Source organism: Saccharopolyspora sp. NPDC045941 (genome assembly GCF_056431445.1).
In genome coordinates this window covers 197,039-215,722 of sequence record NZ_JBWKKU010000003.1, presented here as the reverse complement: position 1 = coordinate 215,722, position 18,684 = coordinate 197,039, and the positions used below count along the sequence as shown (strand labels likewise).

The window sequence follows — 18,684 nt, the reverse complement described above, 5'->3', positions numbered from 1 at the left end:
TTCCGCGAGCACGTCCGGCGCCGTCGCGAAGTTCAGCCGTGCGAAGCCCGCTCCGGCCGCGCCGTAACCGGGCGCTTTCGGATCAGGCCGGGCGGAACCATGCTGAAACGCTCTGTTACCGGGCATTGCCGTCGTCGGGCGCTTGAACGCCTGCGTTGCGCGAGATGTCCGGGTAGTCGTTGCCGGCCAGCGTCGGCAGACGCGTCCAACCCCACCGCGTCTCCTGCGAAACGCGCAGGTCGTAGCGGCCCACCGGGAGCTGGTAGCGGACCACGAACACGTTCCCCCACGGCAGTCGGGGCGGTCCGCCGGGCAGTTCCGCGGCCAACCGGGTCTGCGTCCACTCCCGGGTCGTCTGCGTCCAGGCGCCGCCCCACTCCAGGTAACTGATGTTGTCCAGCCACTCCGGCGGAAGCCCTTCGTCGGCGGTCAGCCGCACCGCCGGCGTGTCCGCGACACCGTCGCGGATGCCGACCTGGTCGACGCAGGGCCACAACGGCGCATTGATGTGGTTCGCCAGCACCGGCCGGCCGCGGGTGAGTTCGGTGATCGGGCGGGATTCGGTCGTCTTCGGTTCCGCGACGGCCAACCACGACCGTTCCCCGGTCACCTGGTCGGTCGCGACGACCCGCACCGAGTGCGCGCCCGCCGGGATCGGGACCGCGAGCTGCTGCCATTCCCGCAACGCGGATCGGCGCAACTCCGGGTGCAGCTGCTGCGCGACGACACCGCCAGGACGCGCGAACTCGACTTCCAGGACCTGGCCCGCGAGCAGCCCCGCCACCGGCACCGTCACGTGCGTGCCCGGGCCGGACAGCGGGTACCAGCCGGTGACCAGTCGACCGACGCCCGGCGTCGTCCCGTCCGGACGGTCGGTGTTCCAGATCGTCACCGGCTCCGGCCACGGGCCGGCCGGCAGCACGTTGCCGACCTGGAAATCCCCGGCGAGTTCCGGCGCGCTCGGTGCGCCGAGCCGTCCGGACGGCAGCTGCACCCGGACATCGGCGGCCAGGCCGCAGCCGTCGCCGAACAAGGTCTGCGCGCCGGAGCGCGCGATCGTCCACCCCGGTGCCTGCCCGATCGGCGCGTAGCAGAACAACGCGACCAGCAGCAGCACCGAGCCGATCGACGCAACGCCCAGCACCGCGCGGTCCGGGCCCACGCGCACCGGCTCGCCACGTCGGCGACGCCACTTCGCCCACGAATACGCCACCACCGCGATGCCGATCCACAACAGCGGATTGCGCAGGTAGAGCGGGCCGAAGTGCGGTTCGAGGTCGTTGGTCTGCGAATCCCGGTTGAGGTGTTCGCCGAAGCGCTGCCCGGCGTCGGAGAACGGGATCCACCAGTTGTCCCCGGCGAAGCTCAACGAAACCGCACCGATGATCAGCACCAGGCTCGCTCCCACGACCACCGGCCCGGCCCGGCGCGGCAACGGCGAGCGCAGCAGCGCCGCCGCCAGCAGCACCGTCGGCGCGGCGGCCACCGCGTGGAAGTGGCTCACCCACTTGGTCGGGCTGAACGCGATCAGCACCAGCGCGATCGCGGTGGTGACCGCGCTGGTGATCAGCAGGCGGCGGATCGGATCCCGGCCCATGCCGCCGCGTCCGCTGGCCAACGCGACCACGCCGACGATCGCCAACGTCAGCAGCACCGGTAGCCGTCGCGCCCAACCGGCCGTGTTCAGCAGCGTGTTGTAGTGCTCGAACTCCTCGTACCAGGGGAAGGACAGGTAGTACCAGCGGTGGATGTCGGTCGCTTCGAGGACATCGCCCAAGCTCGCGTCGGCGAAACCCACTGGCACGACAACGGTTGCCGAAGCCGCCGCCAGCAACACCGCGGCGACGCGCCCCGACCAGGGCTGCCGGCGCAGCCAGCGCAGCAGCCACGGCACGCTCAGCACCAGGGGAGCGGCGGCGACCAGACCGGACGGCGAGGCGGTCATCGCCAGCGCCGCGAACATCGTCGCCACCGCCAACGCGCCGATCGAATGCCGCAGGGAGGCGGCCTCCGCGAAGAGCAGCGCCGCCGCCGCGCAGACCACGATCACCGGTTCCGGGCGCAGCGACATGCCGTAGGACAAGAACCAGACCAGGTGCGCGACCAGCAGCGCCCAGGGCACCGCGCGGAGGTTGGCCGCACGTCCGAGCAGCGTGGCGAAGACGATGCGCAGCAGCACCCAGGTCGCGAGCCCGCAGAACATCGGGACCAGGCGCATCCACCAGAGCGACCAGCCGCCGAGCTCGCCCCACCACTGCAACAGGTACTGGCTCAAGACGAACGGGTTCTCCGTCGCGTTGAACATGTAGACGAAGTTGCCGACATAGCCCGATTCGCCCGCGTTGCGGGCCATCATCAGGTACCAGCCGTCGTCCATGTTGACCGGGCCGAGCAGCACCCACGCCGCGGCGACCAGCACCATCACCGCGTCGGCGGCGGCGAAGCGGGGGATCGTCAGGCCGCTCATCGACTGCCGGCCCCGCCACCGCCGCCATGCGAGCACCAGCAGCGCGACCAGGCACGCCGCGTGCGCCAGCAGGAGCGCGATTTTCAAGGCGCTGGCCGAGGATTCGTAGCGCGCGTCGGGGTGCAGCGCGACTTCGAGGCCGTCGACCGAGCCCGTGGTGGACAGCTCGGAGACCTGCGGCGGCAGCAGGTCCGGCCGGTTCACCAGGAGCGCGCCGTCTCGGGAAACGCGGATTCCGGTGGCGTCGGCGATCACCTGGTACTCGCACGTCGCGCGCAGCGGGTCGGCGAGGATCTCGCTGCCGTCGACCAGGAACCGTGCTTGCCCCGCCCGCGCGGCCACTTCCAGGCCGGGGTTGCCCGGGGCGTGCGTGCGCAACGCTGCTGCAGTGCTGGTGCGCAGTGCTTCGCACGGGATCGTGGCGGTGAAGTCCAGCGGCCGGTACGGCGACAGCGGCAACACCGTCGACGGCGTCGCGTCACCGGCTCGCGGCCAGGTGACCAGCGGCGCATCCGTCTTCACCGGCGCGAGCACCGCGAGCACTCCGAGCAAGAGCGTCAAACCGGCCAACGCGGCGAGCCGGCGATTGCCGCGCGGGGCGCGGTCGTGCCGTCTCGGCGGAACGTCTCCCAAGTTCTGCCTCGTCCTTCGTGATCAAAGGTGACGGGAGAAGTTCACTGACCGCCCCTTGGCCGCGATTCCCCGTGCGTCGATCTTGCAACATGATCGGCGCAGTTGACAGCACGCAACGAAGGCCGGAAAGGTTGCCCGCGAAATCACTGCCCTCGCGTGCACCCGTGCTTCGAGCGACTCGTGAGTGCTGGCTCCGGTTCTTGCCGGAATCAACACTCACGAGAGGGGCCAGTGCTGCGTCTCCTCCTTCCACGGCCGCAGCTTCTCGGGGTTTCGCACGGCCCAGATGTTCTTGATCTTCCCTTCTGCGATGCCGAACGCGTACACGGTCACGATGACGCCGTGTTGTCGGGCGACCAGACCGGGCTGGCCGTTGACCGTGCGTTCCAGGAACTCCACATCGGGTACGCGGGTCGCAAGACTCACCAGGCCACGCGCGACCTGCTGCGCGCCTTCGACCGGGTGGCGGCTGGTGCTGGCGAGCCCACCACCGTCGCCGATCACCGCGACGCGGGGGTCGAGGAGACCGACGAGGGCGTCGATGTCCTTGGCTTCCCATGCCTGCTTGAAGTCCCGGACGATGTCGGCTCGCCGGGCCGCCGGGGTCGCGGGTGCCTGCGCGGTGCGGATGCGGCGGCGGGCCGAGGTGGCCAGTTGGCGGCAGGCCGCCGGTGTCCGGCCGACGATGTCGGCCACTTCGGGAAAGGCGTAGCGGAAGACGTCGTGGAGGATGAACACGACGCGTTCGGCCGGGGTCATCGATTCGAGCACGACGAGGAAGGCCATGCTGATCGACTCGTCGAGGGTGACCCGGTCGGCCGGGTCGACGATGCCGCCGGTCCACTCCGCGGGTTCGGGTAGCGGCTCGGGGAGCCATTCGCCCACGTAGCGCTCCCGCCGGGCGCGCGCCGAGCCGAGCAGGTTGAGGCAGATGCGGCTGGCCACCTTCGTCAGCCAGGCGCCGGGCGATGCGATGGCGTCCTGCTCCTCCCGGGACAGGGTGTACCAGCGCGCGTAGGTGTCCTGGATGGCATCCTCGGCATCGGCCAGGGAGCCGAGGAGCCGGTAGGCGAGATTGATCAGCTGACGCCGCTCGCTCATGATCGCGCCCAGGTTCGGGTCGGATCGGTCGTGCGCGGGTACGGATCGCGTGGTCATGTGTCGCCGGCTCCCTCGGTCGCAGCTGTCCTCACCAGTAGGACAAGACAGCGCGCCGAACTGTGACATCGCCACCTCGCCTCACATTCCGGAGTCCGGCGTTGTCGGACTGGTGTGACGCGGTCCAGCGCGCCACCGAGATCGAGAGAGGAACACCTGACCATGTCCACACCCACGACGACCCGGCACGACGACATCAAGTCGCGTCTGCCCGACCTCACCGACCAGTTCCCCGAGCTGGCGAAGCTCTCCGCGGCCGTCCTCAACGCCACCCGGAACGGTCCGGTTCCGCAGGGCACCATCGGCCTGATGCGGCTCCGAGCCGGGCAGATCGTCGGCAGCACCTACCACTCCGTTCGAGCGACCGAAAACCTCCGCAAGGCAGGGGAGTCCGAGGAGCGCATCACCGCCGTCGCCACCTGGCAGGACGCGCCCTACTTCACCGACGCCGAACGAGTCGTACTGGAACTGGTGGAGGCCGTCCTCACCCCGAACCCGTTCGGGGAGCGCGTCTCCGACGAACTGTTCGCCAAGGCCGCCGCCCACTACGACGACCAAGCGCTCTGGACGCTCACCATGGCGATCGGGCATTTCTGCTTGTTCGTCCCGGTCGCTCTCATCGGCAAGCCGATCCCCGGTAGGCCCCCGGGGAAGAACTACAGCAAGTAACGCCAACCGGTTCGAGGTGCGGGCGCGCAGTTTCAATGAGGTTTTTCCAACCTCGTTTTGCGTGGCGGTGCGGGTGGCGGAACCTCAGAGGCTCCCTGGTCTGTGGGTGCCCCTCCTGATGTATGTCCAATACACGGCGGAGGGGCCGTCCTCGCCCAGGAGTGCCCCAGGGGCACGGGCGCAGTGAACCCGCGGCGGTGCAGGTGTCGTAGGTGGGTTATGCGCCTGCGGCGCATGCGACACCTCATCGACGTGCAGCTTTGCGGCCCGCAACTGCGGGCCGACCAGGATGAAAAACGCTCAATTGAAACTGCGAACTGGGCGCCCGCACCCCGAACACGGCCGAATGTTCGACCTGAGGAGAAACCAGATGTCAGCGGACCAGGAAACCAGCAACAAGGCGACGTTCCGCCGCTTCCACGACGCCATGAACACCCGTGATGCGGAGATCATCGCGAAGACGATCGACGAGCTCGTCGTGCCGGACGTGCGGTTCCACACGCCGGTGCCGATGGATGCGGGCGGAGCGCAGGCGCTCAAGCAGGTGTGGGCGGTGCTCCTGCGCGCGTTCCCCGACATTCAGGTCGTGGTCGAGGAAATGGTCGCAGAGGGGGACAAGGTCGTGTTCAGGAACACGGTGACCGGGACCCACCTGGGCGAGTACCGGGGACTCCCGCCCACCGGAAAAGCCGTCACCTACAACGAGATCTTCATCGTCCGCTTCGCCGGCGGCCGGATCGTCGAGATCCGGGGAGTCGTCGACGTCCTCACGCAGCTGCGACAGCTCGGCGCGATTCCCGGAGAGTTCTAGGAGCGGAACTCCTGCGCTCAACGACAGCGAGCGCACAGCTTCATCGTGCGGTTCCCTCTGCCGCGCGGTGGGGCATGAACGCTTCGATCCCGCCGCGGACATCCGGGGCGGCGTGGTCGAGGGTGCCGAGGGCCGGTGCCGGTGGTGATCGAGACCATCGCCGTGCGCACTTCGGGGTCGACGGCGAAGCTGTCGCCCATGTCGATCGTGCAGGCGGCGCGGATGCTCTCGCGCGGCGACCCGGTCGCCGGTGCGAGCCGGACAGGGGGTCGAACCGGTGCGGTCCGGTCATGGTCCAGGCCATCAGGCGGGCATCGCCGACCGTGCGGGTCAGGGTCCCGGTGAGAAGAAAGCGGATTTGTGCCAGGTCTCTTGGCGCAGGAGTTCGAGCAGGGCGGTCTCCGCGGGGCCCGCGCCACGCCGGACCGCGGCGAGGACGGGCTGGGACACGACCGGGAACACCGGGCGCGCGAAGTGCTCGTGACCCGGGGCACCGCGGAGGCCGGGACGAGCGTCACCCCCAGCCCGTGGGCGGCCCAGCGCACGGCGGTCGCGGTCTGGGATACGCGGGCGACCGTGGTCGGGGTCAGCTCGTTGTCCCGCAGCACGTCCCTCAGCACGCCGTCGAGCGCGCTGTCGCGGTCGAACCTCACCCACGGCTCGCCCTCCAGCTCGCGCAGTTCGACGCGGTCCGCCGCGAGCAGCCGGTGCCCGGCGCCCAGCACCACGACGAACTCCTCGTCGCCGAGGTGGTGGACGTCGGCGGCGCCCTCGTCGCACGGCGCAGCCGCCAGGGCGAGGTCCAGCACGCCCCGGCGCCCCAGCCGCTCCAGCTCGGCGGGGTTCGGCTCCTCGAAGACGGTGACCTCCAGCCGCGGGAAGCGGCGGCGCAGCGCGCCCAGCGCGCTCGGCAGTTGCCGCGTGCCCAGGCCCATCTGCGCCGCGACCAGCAGCTCGCCCACCAGCTCATCGGCACCGGCCCGCGCCGTCGCCCTCGCCCGCCGCGACGCGCTCACCGCGACCTCCGCCTCCCGCAGGAACGCGCGGCCGACCACGGTGGGCACCAGTCCGGTCGGCGTGCGGGCGAACAGTTGCACGCCGAGTTCCCGCTCCAGGCTGCGGATCTGCTGGGACACCGACGGTTGAGCGACGTGCAGCAGTTCCGCCGCCGCCGTCACCGAGCCCTCCTCGGCAACGGCCAGGGCGTACTCGTATTGACGAAGGCTCATCGGCTCCCGTCCCCTCCCTGCGGTGGACCGCGGTCCAGTTGTCGTAACAAGTGCGACAACACGGGAGGCGGCGCGTTTACTCCATGCCCGGGTCATGAAGAGCCGAGAAGCGGCGCGCGGGCCGGTGCTCGACCATGCCCTCGGGGCCTGGGCGTGCCGCTCTCCGACATCGCCGCGATGGACGAGTCGGACGAGAACGGGAGGACCGCACTTCCTCGTGAAGGCTGCCCTGATCGGTCAGCGGTTGTCCGATGTGGAAAGTCGTGAGGACACGCTGTCGCAATGGGACGGCCGGCTGGTCACATTGGACTCCGTACCGGTGTCGTCGGCGGAAACCTGGTGGTCCCGACCTGGTACACGATCCAAGTCCGCGAGAGGTTCACTTTCCCGGCATGATCGGGCAGCGCCTTTACCCGGACGTCATCGGCGCGCAGCGGATCGCGGCCAATCGGTCCCGCGCTTGGTTGACTTGTTCTGCAAGCGAAAACCGCTGAAAGGAACACTTGATGCAGCAGGCCACCAAGCGTTGGACGGGTCGGGGAGTCGCCCTCGCCGTCGCGGCGGGCGCCGCGCTCACCATGGGGACGTTCGGCACCGCGCAGGCCGCCACCCCGGGCGTCTTCAAGCTGTGCTCCAAGGGGTCCTACGACTCCTACGCGACGTTCCCGGAGCGCGGCGGTTTCTCCACCTTCGTCGTCCGCAGTGGCTCGTGCCAGGACTTCAACTACGGCGGCAACGGCCCCGAGCGGGTGGACATCGTCAACGCGAACAGCGACGGCGTCATCGGGTCGGTCACCTACGACGGTCGTGCGGGCCTGAACATCGCCACCGTCGACGGGCCGGGCTTCTACCCGTTCTGACGGGGCCGGTCGAAGGCCGAACTGCGCCGTTGCCGCGAACCGCGGCAGCGGCGCAGTCGTTTTCCGGGGCCGATTCCGGCCCTGTCTCGCCGGGCGGCAGGTGCGCTCCGAGGTGCTGAAATCATGTACATCTGTACACCAAGCCGGTGCGCGGGGGTGCATTCTGCCCCAAGGTCATTCCCGATAGTGTGGGAATCAGCGATGGCCTCTTGACAGGGATGGGGGTGGCAGGTGCGTTTGTTCTCGGCTGGCGGCCGATCGGATCACCCGTCCGACAACCGTGGCTCGTCGAAACCTGCCGGATCCGGTGCGAATCAGGGGTTCTCCCCGCTCTACGACCAGCCGACCATGCCCATCAAGAGGGTGGATCGGCGCAAGGACCAGAAGCTGCTGGTGCTGGCCGGTCTCGGCGGGTTGGTGCTGATCGCGGCCCCGGTCGTGGTGTTCAGCCAGGCGATGGGAGAGCAGCCCGCACCCTGGACCAACTCGGGCGACCCCGCAGGCATGCAGCTCCCCTTCGAGACGGGGACGTACGCGGCGCAGCCGACGCAGGTCTCCCAGCTGCCCGCGACATCGGCCCGCCTGGACAAGTTGGGGCGGCTGGTGGTGGTGGCGAAGGGGCAGAACCACGAGGTGCTGAGCAGCACCCAGTCCGCCCCGTCCTCGGGATCAGCCACCACCGGGTGGGTCAACTTGGGCGGAAGCGCCGCGGGGGACCCGGTCATCGCGACGGATGCGACTGGCGAGCTGGTGGCCTTCGCCATCGGTACCAACGGCGCCCTGCTGGAGAACTACCAGGTGAAGCCGAGTACAGGCGCGGTGGCGAACTGGCGCGTGCTCGGCGGCACGAACCTCGTGGGAATGCCCGCCGTGGCGCAGGACGCCGTGGGCAAGCTGGTCGTGGTGGCCCGGGCCGCCGACGGGTCGCTGTGGACGGCCCAGCAGACCCAGCCCGGGGGCAAGACCTGGACCGAGTGGCGGAGCCTCCCGATGCCGGCGGCCCATGATCCCGCGCTCTTCCGGGATTCCAGGGGGAAGTTGCGCATCTTCGCGGCCGGGCCGGACGGTCAGCTGCGGACGATGGCGCAGGCCGGGCTCGCCGTCAACGAGTGGGACGCCCCGAAGGGCCTGGGCGGCGCCACGACCGGGCCTCCCGCGGTGGCCATGGACGACCAGGGCAGCCTGCGGGTCTTCTCGCTCACCGTGGACGGCTCGCTGCTCGACAATGTCGAGTTGAGCGCTGCGTCGGACACCTGGCGGGGCTGGCAGAGCCGGGGCGGCCAGCTGATGGGGCGACCGTTGGCCGTCGCAGATCCCAAGGGCTGCGTGGTCGTGCACGTGTTGACCGTCAACGGCACCGTGGAGGAGATCTTCCAGCTGCCGGATCGGAAGTTGTGGAGCGAGTGGCACGACCACGGCGGCAGCATCGCCAAACTGGTGTCCTCGGCCCAGGATTCGCAGGGCAGGTTGGCCGTCTACGGGATCAGCAAGCGGGGCGGCATGGAGCAGACCTACCAGACGATCCCCGCCAGCGGCCCGTGGGTGGGCTGGGAGAGCGACCTCGGCGGGGTCTTCCCCACGAAATGACGCGCCCCGCCGCGGGTGCGGCGCTGCTCGGCGTGCAGTTCCGATCGGAACTGCACCCGCGCGGCCCTGGTGAATCCGGTTCCGCGAAAATGTTGTGCGATACCGGAATATCCCATTCGCAATTCTTCGCGTCGGCGTGTGCGAACCCACCGGCGAGCATTGTGGTCGGACGATGACAGGCCCTTGAGCGCCTGTGGTGCTGCCTAGAGGTCGTTCCAGAATGGCTCCGCCCGGCTCATCCGGATACGTCCGGTACCTGGCGTCGGCGGCTGTTTCGCGCGAAACCGCCATCCTGCGCCTCGTGCGGCCACGTCCCACACGGGCTCGCGCCCGGATCTGAGACGAATTCGCGAACGCGGGCTGCTCGTCGGATTGCCTTCGGTGGCCTCGGGTTTGCCCGTTCGGGGCTCGAGGTGATCTGGAAAACCCCGGCGTGCCGGAACGGGCAAGGCCGCCTGCCTTTCGGGAAGGGGCGTGCCGGATCGGCTGGGCACGCGGCTGACCCGGCGGAAGACTTGACAGGTGCCCGCGCCCGCGAGCCGGCCGGCCCGGCGCGTGACCGCGGGTCCAACAGAGACCAGAGGAGTTCCTGAATGGCAAACTTTCCGCAGGTGCAGACGTCGCAGCCGGGAATGCAGCAGGCTGCGCAGATCTTCAGCGACCGGGCCAGCGAGTTCACCCAGGAATTGGGGCGCATCAACTCGATGATGGCGAGCCTCCAGGGCAGCTGGACCGGTACCGCGTCCAAGAACTTCAACGCCGCCATGGACAACTGGGAGCGCTCGTTCCAGACGATCATCAACAAGCTGATCAACATGATGGACGTGATGGGCGTCAACACGAAGGACTACGTGGCGTCCGAGGACGACGCGGCCAACACCGCCCAGTCCTTCGCCAGCGCCCTGCCCGGCGTCTGACGCACATCCCTCCCGAATCGTAAGGAGAAGAGATTGTCCGACTACAGGTTCGACTTCAACGTCGCGGACATGACCCTCGACGAGATGAACGCGGTCAACGGCCGCGTCCGGAGCGCGCTCTCGGAAATGGAGGCCCAGGTCGAGTCGACCCTCGCGGACTGGTCCGGTGTCGCCCAGGAGGCCTACCGGGCGGCCAAATTGGAATGGAACCAGCAGGCCGATCAGATGCCGGTCTACCTGGAGTCGGGGCGGCAGACCCTGCTCTCCATCTCGGACAACTACGGCACCACCGAGCAGCGGGCCAAGCAGATCTGGGACGGCAGCCGCTGACCTGCCGCGATCCGCGGTTCGGCCGCCGGGGAGGTTTCGCACTTCTCCGGCGGCCGTTCGCGGCTGAGACCTGCGGCAGGTCCTGAAGAAGGGGAGGTTCGCAATGGCCGAAGAACTGAAAGGTCTCGACTACTTCCTGGCGAGCGACGCCTGGAAGGACACCAAGGTCGCCGACTGGTCGAAGATCGACGCCTACGTCGAGCACGGCTGGCTCACGGAGCAGGACCGGAAGTACCTGCACGCGTACGGGAGCATGGTCTATCTCAACCCGGAATCGTCGGGCGGGTTCTCGGAGACCGACGCGGCGTGGAAGAAGTACCTCGACGTCAACGAGAAGCACGAGAACGACCCGATCTTCAACGACGAAACCAAGGCGGAGGACATCCCCCCGCCGGACTGGGACGACGGCCCGAAGGACGGGAAGGATTACCACAAGGACGGTCCCAACGACGTTCCGGGTGAGGAGAAGACCCCGGTGGGCGACGTGCCCAAGGTGCCGGGCGATGGCGGCGACAAGAAGAAGGGCGGCGACGGTGTCATCAGCGTCAACACCAAGGCCCTCGCGGTGTTCGCCGACAATGTGGAAGCACTGCGCGTCGTGATCGGCAAGTCCAAGAAGAAGACCGACGAGGTGAACGTCCTGCCCGGCGGGTTCAACGTCGCCTTCAAGTTGCGGGACAAGATCATGGGCACCGGCGACAAAGATCCCGGCCTGAAGAACAGCGTGCGCAGTTACATGGACACCCTGGACCTCACGTTGGCGAACGTCCGGGACGAGATCCGGAAGCTGATCGTCGACTACGACAGCACCGAAGAGCTGAACAAGCTCACCACCGACAAGCTCAACAAGGTGATGGGGGACTCGTTCCGCTTCATCGACTCGAGCTCGCGCTCGAAGTAGCGGGCCCGGTGCCGGTGGTGGACGGCGGCTGAATTCTGATCTTGATTTGGTCTTCTAGGGAGCGTGAGGGTCGATGGCTGAGTCGGAAGAGAACGAAAGGCAGTACGGCGACTACGACCCGGACGTCTTCCGGGAGGACGATATTGACGATCACGCGGTGTTCGTCAACCACAAGGCGGCCTGGAAAGAAGGACAGGACGAGGATTTCACCCACTGGGACTGGAAGCAGATCAAGGCCGCGCTGTGGGGTGGTGCCGCCCTGGCGACCGACGCACTGTGGGAACAGGCTTGGAAAGAGGTCGATCCCCGCACGCTGTACTCGGCGGGCAACGCCTTCCTGCACATCCAGGAGACCATGCACGCCGTCTCCAAGAACCTGGAGGCCCAGGCGAACGCGGTCGCCGGGGAGCACGGCTCCTGGAAGGGCCAGGCGGCCGGCGTGTTCCTGGCCAAGATGCAGACCCTCGCCAACAACATCAAGGACAACGCCGACCGGCTGGGCGGCCCGGACACGGTGCACCCGGTCCCGTCGAAGCTGTACGACAACGGTCGTTGGCTGGCCTGGGCCCGCGACGCGGTGAACCAGATCGACCAGCACTACGCCCAGGTGGCGAGATGGCGCGGCGTGGCGGACGTGATGGACAACGGGTTGGTCAAGGTCAGTGACGACGAAGAAGTCGTCAAGGCCATGAACATCGAGATGCGCAAGCCCATCAAGAAGCTCGCGGAGAACTACGGCGTCACCATCGACGAAGTCCGGGCCACGACGCCGGTGCCGCCGGGCGGAAACGGCGAGAAGCCGCCGCCCATCGACAAGAAGGGCGGCCCACCCCCGCCGCCTCCGCCGAAGGGTCCGCCGCCTCCGCCGAAGAGTCCACCGCCGCCACCGAAGAGTCCACCGCCGCCGCCGCAGAAGCCACCGCCGGGTTCTCCGCCACCGCCGAAGAGTCCGCCGCCACCGCAGAGCCCGCCGCAGAAGAACCCGCCGCCTCCGGGCTCGCAGCCGCCGCCCGTGGGTCCGCCTCCGGGGTCGAAGCCGCCGCCGGGTTCGCCGCCACCGGTGGGTCCGCCGCCTCCGGTGGGCCCGCCGCCCGGCCAGAACCAGCCGAAGAACAATCAGAAGGGCGGAAATTTCAACGAAATTCCGCCACCGGGGTCGAAGCCGCCGCCGGGTTCGCCACCGCCGGTGGGTCCGCCACCGCCGGTGGGTCCGCCGCCTCCGGTGAGCCCGCCGCCGGGCTCGGCGCCGCCTCCTGGTTCGCAACCACCTCCCGGCTCGAAGCCGCCGCCGGTGGGTCCGCCGCCTCCGGTGAGCCCGCCGCCCGGTCCGAAATTGCCGAAGGACTACCAGAACGGGGGACCTGGCGAGGCTCCGCCGCCTGGCTCGGAGCCGCCGCCACCCGTGGGTCCGCCGCCGGGCTCGAAGCCGCCACCCGTGGGGTCACCGCCGGGCTCGACGCCACCGCCGGGCGGTATCGGCACTCCGCCGCCGGCGTCGAACCCGCAGGACTGGTCGCCTCCTCCAGGCGGGCAGGTTCCGCCTGGTGGGCAGCAGGATCGCGGCGGCATGCCGATGATGCCGCCGATGATGCCCCCGGGTGCCGGTGGTCAGGGTTCCAACGCCGAGCGCCCGGACGCCTCGGGTCTGCTGGACGCCGGCGAACAGCCCTGGGGCGAGAACCCGCCGGGACTCGGGCTGCCGGAAGCGCCGCAGGGCGCCGATCCCGGCGGCGTCGGACTGGAAGTTCCGCCGGGTGGGCAGCAGGGTCCTGGTGGGATGCCCATGATGCCGCCGATGATGCCCCCGGGTGCCGGTGGTGGTCAGGGTTCGGGTGCGGAGCGCCCCGACGCCTCGGGCTTGCTGGACGCCGGCGAGAAGCCTTGGGAGAGCGCTGGTCCGAATGTAGGCGAGCCGGAGGCTCCGCCCGAAGGTGTTCCGCCAGTGGCGGGTCCGCAGGACTGGTCGCCTGGCGAAAGCACGCCGCCGGGTGGGCAGCAGGTTCCCGGCGGGATGCCGATGGTTCCGCCGATGGTGCCTCCGGGTGCCGGTGGTCAGGGTTCCAACGCGGAGCGCCCGGACGCCTCGGGCTTGCTGGACACCGGCGAGAAGCCTTGGGAGAGCACCGGTCCGAACCCCGGTGAACCGGAAGCGCCGGGTGGTGCCGTTCCGGGCGGCCCGGGCCTCGGCATGCCACCGGCCAATGTGGAGACCCCGGCACTCCCGCTCGACGCGGCAATGCCGCTCGAAGGCGTTCCGCGTGCGTCGGGTCCGCAGGACTGGTCGCCGGGCGAGAGCACGCCGCAGAACGGGCAGCAGGTTCCTAGCGGGATGCCGTTGGTTCCGCCGATGGTGCCTCCGGGTGCCGGTGGTCAGGGTTCCAACGCGGAGCGCCCAGATGCCTCGGGCTTGCTGGACGCCGGTGACAAGCCTTGGGAGAGCGCTGGATCCGACGGCGGCGAACCCGAGGCGCCGAACGGGACGCCTGCCGATCCGGCCGAGTCGGTCGGACAGTCCGGCGAGGACACGGCCGGTCCCGGGGACCCGGCGGAAGTTCCGGAGGACCACGTGCCGGTCGTCAGGCGCGACGCGGCGGAGCAGGACACCAGCGCGTGGGACGTGCCCAGCGACGGCCTGCCGTGGCTGGTTCCGTTCCCGGTGGCCGCGCGCCCCGAGGAATCGGAGCGCGACCGGCCCGCGCCGGACCACGCGCTTCGGGACAGCAAGCCGTGGACCGGCGCGTCGTCGGCGGGCAACGGCTACGCCACCTGGCGAAGCGCGAAGTGGGCCGAGGGCAACGGGAAACCGGTCGAGGACGAGCAGCCGCTGATGTGCGGCGGCCCGACGCTGAGCCCGGCGGAAGCGGCCGCCGTGCGGGCCGAGAAGCAGGCCCAGGCCGAAGCGGAGGCCGCGGCGGCGGAGGCCGAGGAGGAGGACGAGAAGAAGGAGCGGTCCAGCGCAGACCTGCTCGTGAGGGATAACTCTGCCTGGGGCGCAGGACCGGCCACGCCGCCCTCCGGAGTGATCGGATAGGGGAGATTCCGCACTCGCCGACCGCAAATGAGGCACACCCATGAGCACCATCACGGTGAAGCGCCCGCCACGGGTCGCCGGGCCGGAGATGCCCGAAGGCGAGGTCGAGCTGCAGGAGCCGCCGGTGATGGCGGAGCCTGCGGCGCTCGACTTCCGCTCGGCGGCCATGTTCCTGCCGATGGGCATCGGCTCGGCTGCGATGGTCATGATGTTCGCGTCGTCCAGCAGGTCGCCCGCGATGTACATGATGGGCGGCATCATGGGCGTGGGCATGCTGATCATGGGCCTGAGCCAGATCGGGCGTGCCGGCGCGGAGCGCAAGCGCAAGATGAGCTCCGAGCGCCGCGACTTCCTGCGCTACATCGCGCAATTGCGCGAGAAGGCGCGGGAAGCCGCGGACCGGCAGCGGCGAGCGGTCGTGTGGAACCATCCCGAGCCGTCCTGGCTCTGGTCGGTGGCGAGCGGGCCGCGGCTGTGGGAACGCCGGGCGAACGACATCGACTTCGGCCGGGCCCGGATCGGGTTGGGCACCCTGGCCGCGGCGGTGGAGTACACGGCGCCGTCGACGAAGCCGATCGAGGACCTCGAACCGCTCGCCGCGGTCTCGCTGCGCCGCTTCCGGGAGGCGTACCGGACGGTGTCGGGCATCCCCATCTCGGTCGGCCTGCGCAGCTTCACCAGCGTGGAGTTCGCCGGTTCCCAGGAATCGGCGGTGGGGCTGGCCCGCGCCATCCTCGGCCAGCTGGTCACCTTCCACTCGCCGGACGAGCTCCGGGTGGCCGTGCTGACCGACGAGACGGGGCAGCCGGAATGGGACTGGGTCAAGTGGTTGCCGCACAACGCGCACTCGGCGATGCAGGACCCGGCGGGCCCGCTGCGGCTGTTCGCCTGCGACCACGACGAGCTGCTGGACGTGCTCGGTCCCGATATCACCGACCGGCCCGACCACGATCCGGGTAGCCGGCCGGGCGTCGTCGAGCCGTTCATCGTCGTGGTGGCGCACCAGGCGGAAATCCCCGAGTCGTCCAGGTTGCTCGACGGCGGGATGCGCAACGTGGTGCTGCTGGATCTCACCGGCAAGATGCCGGGCGGGCCGAAAGTGCTCCGCCTGACGGCGGAAGGCGACGCGGTGGAGTTCCCGGCGGGGGATGCCACGGGGTCCGCGCAGCGCGACGAGCTGAGCCTGGCGCAGATCGAGTCGCTGGCCAGGCTGCTCGCGCCGAAGCGGACCAGCGGCTCGGTCGACGTCGTCGACCAGCCGCTGGAGAGCGACTTCGAGCTGACCAGCCTGCTGGGCATCCGCGACCCGCGCACGTTCGACGTGCCCGCGCTGTGGCGGCCCCGCGCCGCGCAGCGGGCCCGGCTGCAGGTGCCCATCGGCGTCACCGAGGACGGCGAGGTCGTCGACCTCGACCTGAAGGAACCGGCCCAGGGCGGGATGGGACCGCACGGCATGCTGATCGGTGCCACCGGCTCCGGCAAGAGCGAGCTGCTGCGCACCCTCGTGACCGGCCTCGCCGCGACCCACTCGTCCGAGATCCTGAACCTGGTGCTGGTCGACTTCAAGGGCGGCGCGACGTTCCTCGGGATGGACCGCCTGCCGCACACCTCGGCGATGATCACCAACCTCGCCGACGAGCTGCCGCTGGTCGACCGGATGCAGGACGCGCTCAACGGTGAGCTCGTGCGGCGGCAGGAACTGCTGCGGGCGAGCGGCTTCTCCTCGTCGTTCGAGTACGAGAAGGCCCGTGGCGGCGGCGCGCAGCTGGTGCCGTTCCCGGACCTGCTGATCGTCGTCGACGAGTTCTCCGAGCTGCTGGCCAACAAGTCCGAGTTCATGGACCTGTTCGTGTCCATCGGGCGGCTCGGCCGAAGCCTCGGGGTGCACCTGCTGCTCGCGTCGCAGCGCCTTGAGGAAGGCCGGATCCACCGAGTCGAAGGGCACCTGTCGTACCGGATCGCGCTGCGCACCTTCTCCTCGATGGAGTCGCGGGCGGTCATCGGCGCGGCGAAGGCGTACGAGCTGCCGTCCGATCCGGGCAACGGCTACCTGAAGATCGACACCACGACGCTGGTCCGCTTCAAGGGCGCCTACGTCTCCGGGCCGTGCCCGCCGAGCGACGGCCCGGTCGCCGCCCCCGAGAACCGGGCGTTCTCCGAGGTCGTCTCGTTCCGCACGCAGCCGTACCCGAGCCTGCACGCGCTCCGGCCCGTCGACGAGGAACCGGAGTCCGCCGAGGAGCCGGCGGAGCAGCCCGCGGCGGAGTCCAATGAGGACGTTCCCTCGTTGGTCGACGTCATCATCGGGCGCTTGGCGGGCAGCGGCCCGCCGGCCCGCCAGGTCTGGTTGCCGCCGCTGTCCGAGGCGCCGAGCCTGGACACGCTGCTGCCGACCGTGGTGCCGGACCCCGCCCGCGGGATGACCGTCGACGACCCCGGCAGCCGGGGCGTGCTGCGCGTGCCGGTCGGCGTCGTCGACCGGCCCTTCGAGCAGCTGCGGGACCTGCTGGTCGCCGACCTCGGCGGGGCCGACGGGCACGTCGGCGTCGCGGGCGCGCCGCAGAGCGGGAAGTCGACGCTGCTGCGGACCCTGGTGCTGGGTCTCGCGCTGACCAACACGCCGGAAGAGGTCCAGTTCTACTGCCTGGACTTCGGCGGCGGCGGGATCATGTCGGTGTCCGGCCTCCCGCACGTCGGCTCGGTGGCGACCAGGATGGAGCACGACCGGGTGGTGCGGACCATCGCGGAGCTGACCCAGTTGCTGGAGCGCCGCGAGGCCCTGTTCGCCGAGCACGGGTTCGAGTCGATCTCGGCGTACCTGCGGGCCCGCGCGCGGGGCGAGATCGACGACCCGTTCGGTCACGTCTTCCTCGTCGTCGACGGCTGGTTCACGGTCAAGCAGGACTTCACCGACGTGGAGACGAAGATCGGCGAACTGGCCTCCCGGGGGCTCTCCTTCGGCATCCACGTGGTGCTCAGCGCCACCCGCTGGTCGGAGATCCGCCCGTGGCTGCGCGACCTGCTGGGCACCAAGTTCGAGCTCCGCCTCGGCGACTCGATGGAATCCGAGATCGGCTCCCGCAAGGCGGCCACCGTGCCGAACCAGGCGGGGCGCGGGATGACGGCGAAGGGATTCCACTTCATCTCGGCACTGCCGCGCCTGGACGGCACCTCCGGGGCCGAGGACCTGGCCGACGCGACCAAGGGCGTCACGGAGGAGATGCGGGCGTTCTGGCCCGGCCGCGGCGCGCCGCCGGTGCGGATGCTGCCGACCCACCTGCCCGCGGCAGAACTCCCGGCGCCGGAACGGGAATTCCGGGTGTGCCTCGGCTACGACGAGCAGCGGCTGGAACCGGTGTGGCACGACTTCTTCGTCCACCCGCACCTGATGGTCTTCGGCGACAGCGCGACCGGCAAGACCAACCTGCTGCGCCTGGCGCTGCGCTCGATCCGGCAGCGGTACGGCCCGGACGAGGCCAAGATCGTGCTGGGCGACGTGCGCCGGGACCTCGACCAGGAGGTGCCCGCCGAGTACGGCGTCGGCTTCGGGTTCAGCTCCGAGACCCTCTTCCAGCTCGCCGAGCAGGCGCTGGGATCGATGACCAAGCGGGTGCCGGGCCAGGACATCTCCTCGGAGCGGCTGCGCAAGCGCGACTGGTGGGAGGGCCCGGAGCTGTTCCTGGTCGTGGACGACTACGAACTGCTCGGCCGGGGCGGCGTCAGCTCGGCGCTGGAACCGCTGCTGCCGATGATCCCGCAGGGCGTCCACATCGGACTCCACCTGATCATCGCCCGGAGCACCTCGGGCGCGATGCGCTCGATGATGGACCCGGTGCTGCGCAGGCTCTGGGAGCTCGGCACGCCCGGCGTGCTGCTGTCCTACCCCAAGGAAGAGGGGAAATTCCTCGGCGAGGCCGCGCCGCGCAAGCTGCCGCCGGGGCGCGCCCAGCTGGTCACCCGCCGGGGCGTCGGCCTCATCCAGACCGGTCTCGTGACCGCTGATTCGACCACCACCGCCTCACCGGCCGGCTTGTAGGGGCCCGCAGTGGGATTCCCCTCCGCGCGCGACGACCGCCGCGCGAGCCGAGTCG

Annotated in this window: 12 protein-coding genes; 9 read left to right on the top strand and 3 right to left on the bottom strand. The window is 69.9% G+C overall.

From position 1 onward, the window contains the following. Positions 1-115: 115 nt before the first annotated feature. On the bottom strand, positions 116-3,100 hold the full coding sequence (locus AC07FN_RS03910) for an arabinosyltransferase domain-containing protein (protein ID WP_478394229.1): 2,985 nt from the start codon (positions 3,098-3,100) through the stop codon (positions 116-118). A gap of 216 nt (positions 3,101-3,316) precedes the next feature. Next, complete coding sequence (gene sigJ / locus AC07FN_RS03905) at positions 3,317-4,258, bottom strand: RNA polymerase sigma factor SigJ (protein WP_478394228.1); 942 nt, start codon at positions 4,256-4,258, stop codon at positions 3,317-3,319. Positions 4,259-4,420: 162 nt separating this feature from the next. Here sigJ and AC07FN_RS03900 point away from each other — a divergent pair, with 162 nt between their 5' ends. Then, positions 4,421-4,927: a carboxymuconolactone decarboxylase family protein gene (locus tag AC07FN_RS03900; RefSeq protein ID WP_478394227.1), complete on the top strand. Its 507-nt coding sequence runs from the start codon at positions 4,421-4,423 to the stop codon at positions 4,925-4,927. A 370-nt stretch (positions 4,928-5,297) separates the two neighbouring features. Beyond that, positions 5,298-5,738: an ester cyclase gene (locus AC07FN_RS03895; protein ID WP_478394226.1), complete on the top strand. Its 441-nt coding sequence runs from the start codon at positions 5,298-5,300 to the stop codon at positions 5,736-5,738. A gap of 17 nt (positions 5,739-5,755) precedes the next feature. On the opposite strand, the gene AC07FN_RS03890 is transcribed toward AC07FN_RS03895, so the two are convergent. After that, on the bottom strand, positions 5,756-6,967 hold the full coding sequence (locus tag AC07FN_RS03890) for a LysR family transcriptional regulator (protein WP_478394225.1): 1,212 nt from the start codon (positions 6,965-6,967) through the stop codon (positions 5,756-5,758). 506 nt (positions 6,968-7,473) lie between these two features. On the opposite strand from AC07FN_RS03890, the gene AC07FN_RS03885 reads away from it, so the two are divergent. From AC07FN_RS03885 to eccCa, 7 genes are all read left to right on the top strand, one after another. Next, entirely contained in the window at positions 7,474-7,827 is a 354-nt protein-coding gene (locus AC07FN_RS03885) for a hypothetical protein (protein ID WP_478394224.1), read from the top strand. A 348-nt stretch (positions 7,828-8,175) separates the two neighbouring features. Then, the gene (locus tag AC07FN_RS03880; RefSeq protein WP_478394223.1) at positions 8,176-9,414 is read left to right on the top strand and encodes a PLL family lectin; all 1,239 of its coding nucleotides are present in this window, start codon (positions 8,176-8,178) and stop codon (positions 9,412-9,414) included. A gap of 593 nt (positions 9,415-10,007) precedes the next feature. Continuing rightward, complete coding sequence (locus AC07FN_RS03875; protein WP_358383393.1) at positions 10,008-10,331, top strand: WXG100 family type VII secretion target; 324 nt, start codon at positions 10,008-10,010, stop codon at positions 10,329-10,331. A gap of 33 nt (positions 10,332-10,364) precedes the next feature. Beyond that, positions 10,365-10,661: a WXG100 family type VII secretion target gene (locus AC07FN_RS03870; protein ID WP_478394222.1), complete on the top strand. Its 297-nt coding sequence runs from the start codon at positions 10,365-10,367 to the stop codon at positions 10,659-10,661. Between the two features lie 103 nt (positions 10,662-10,764). Continuing rightward, positions 10,765-11,562, top strand: coding sequence for a hypothetical protein (locus AC07FN_RS03865; protein WP_478394221.1), 798 nt, complete (start codon positions 10,765-10,767; stop codon positions 11,560-11,562). Positions 11,563-11,635: 73 nt separating this feature from the next. Continuing rightward, complete coding sequence (locus AC07FN_RS03860; protein WP_478394220.1) at positions 11,636-14,593, top strand: hypothetical protein; 2,958 nt, start codon at positions 11,636-11,638, stop codon at positions 14,591-14,593. Between the two features lie 40 nt (positions 14,594-14,633). Beyond that, complete coding sequence (gene eccCa / locus AC07FN_RS03855) at positions 14,634-18,629, top strand: type VII secretion protein EccCa (RefSeq protein ID WP_478394219.1); 3,996 nt, start codon at positions 14,634-14,636, stop codon at positions 18,627-18,629. Positions 18,630-18,684: the final 55 nt, after the last annotated feature.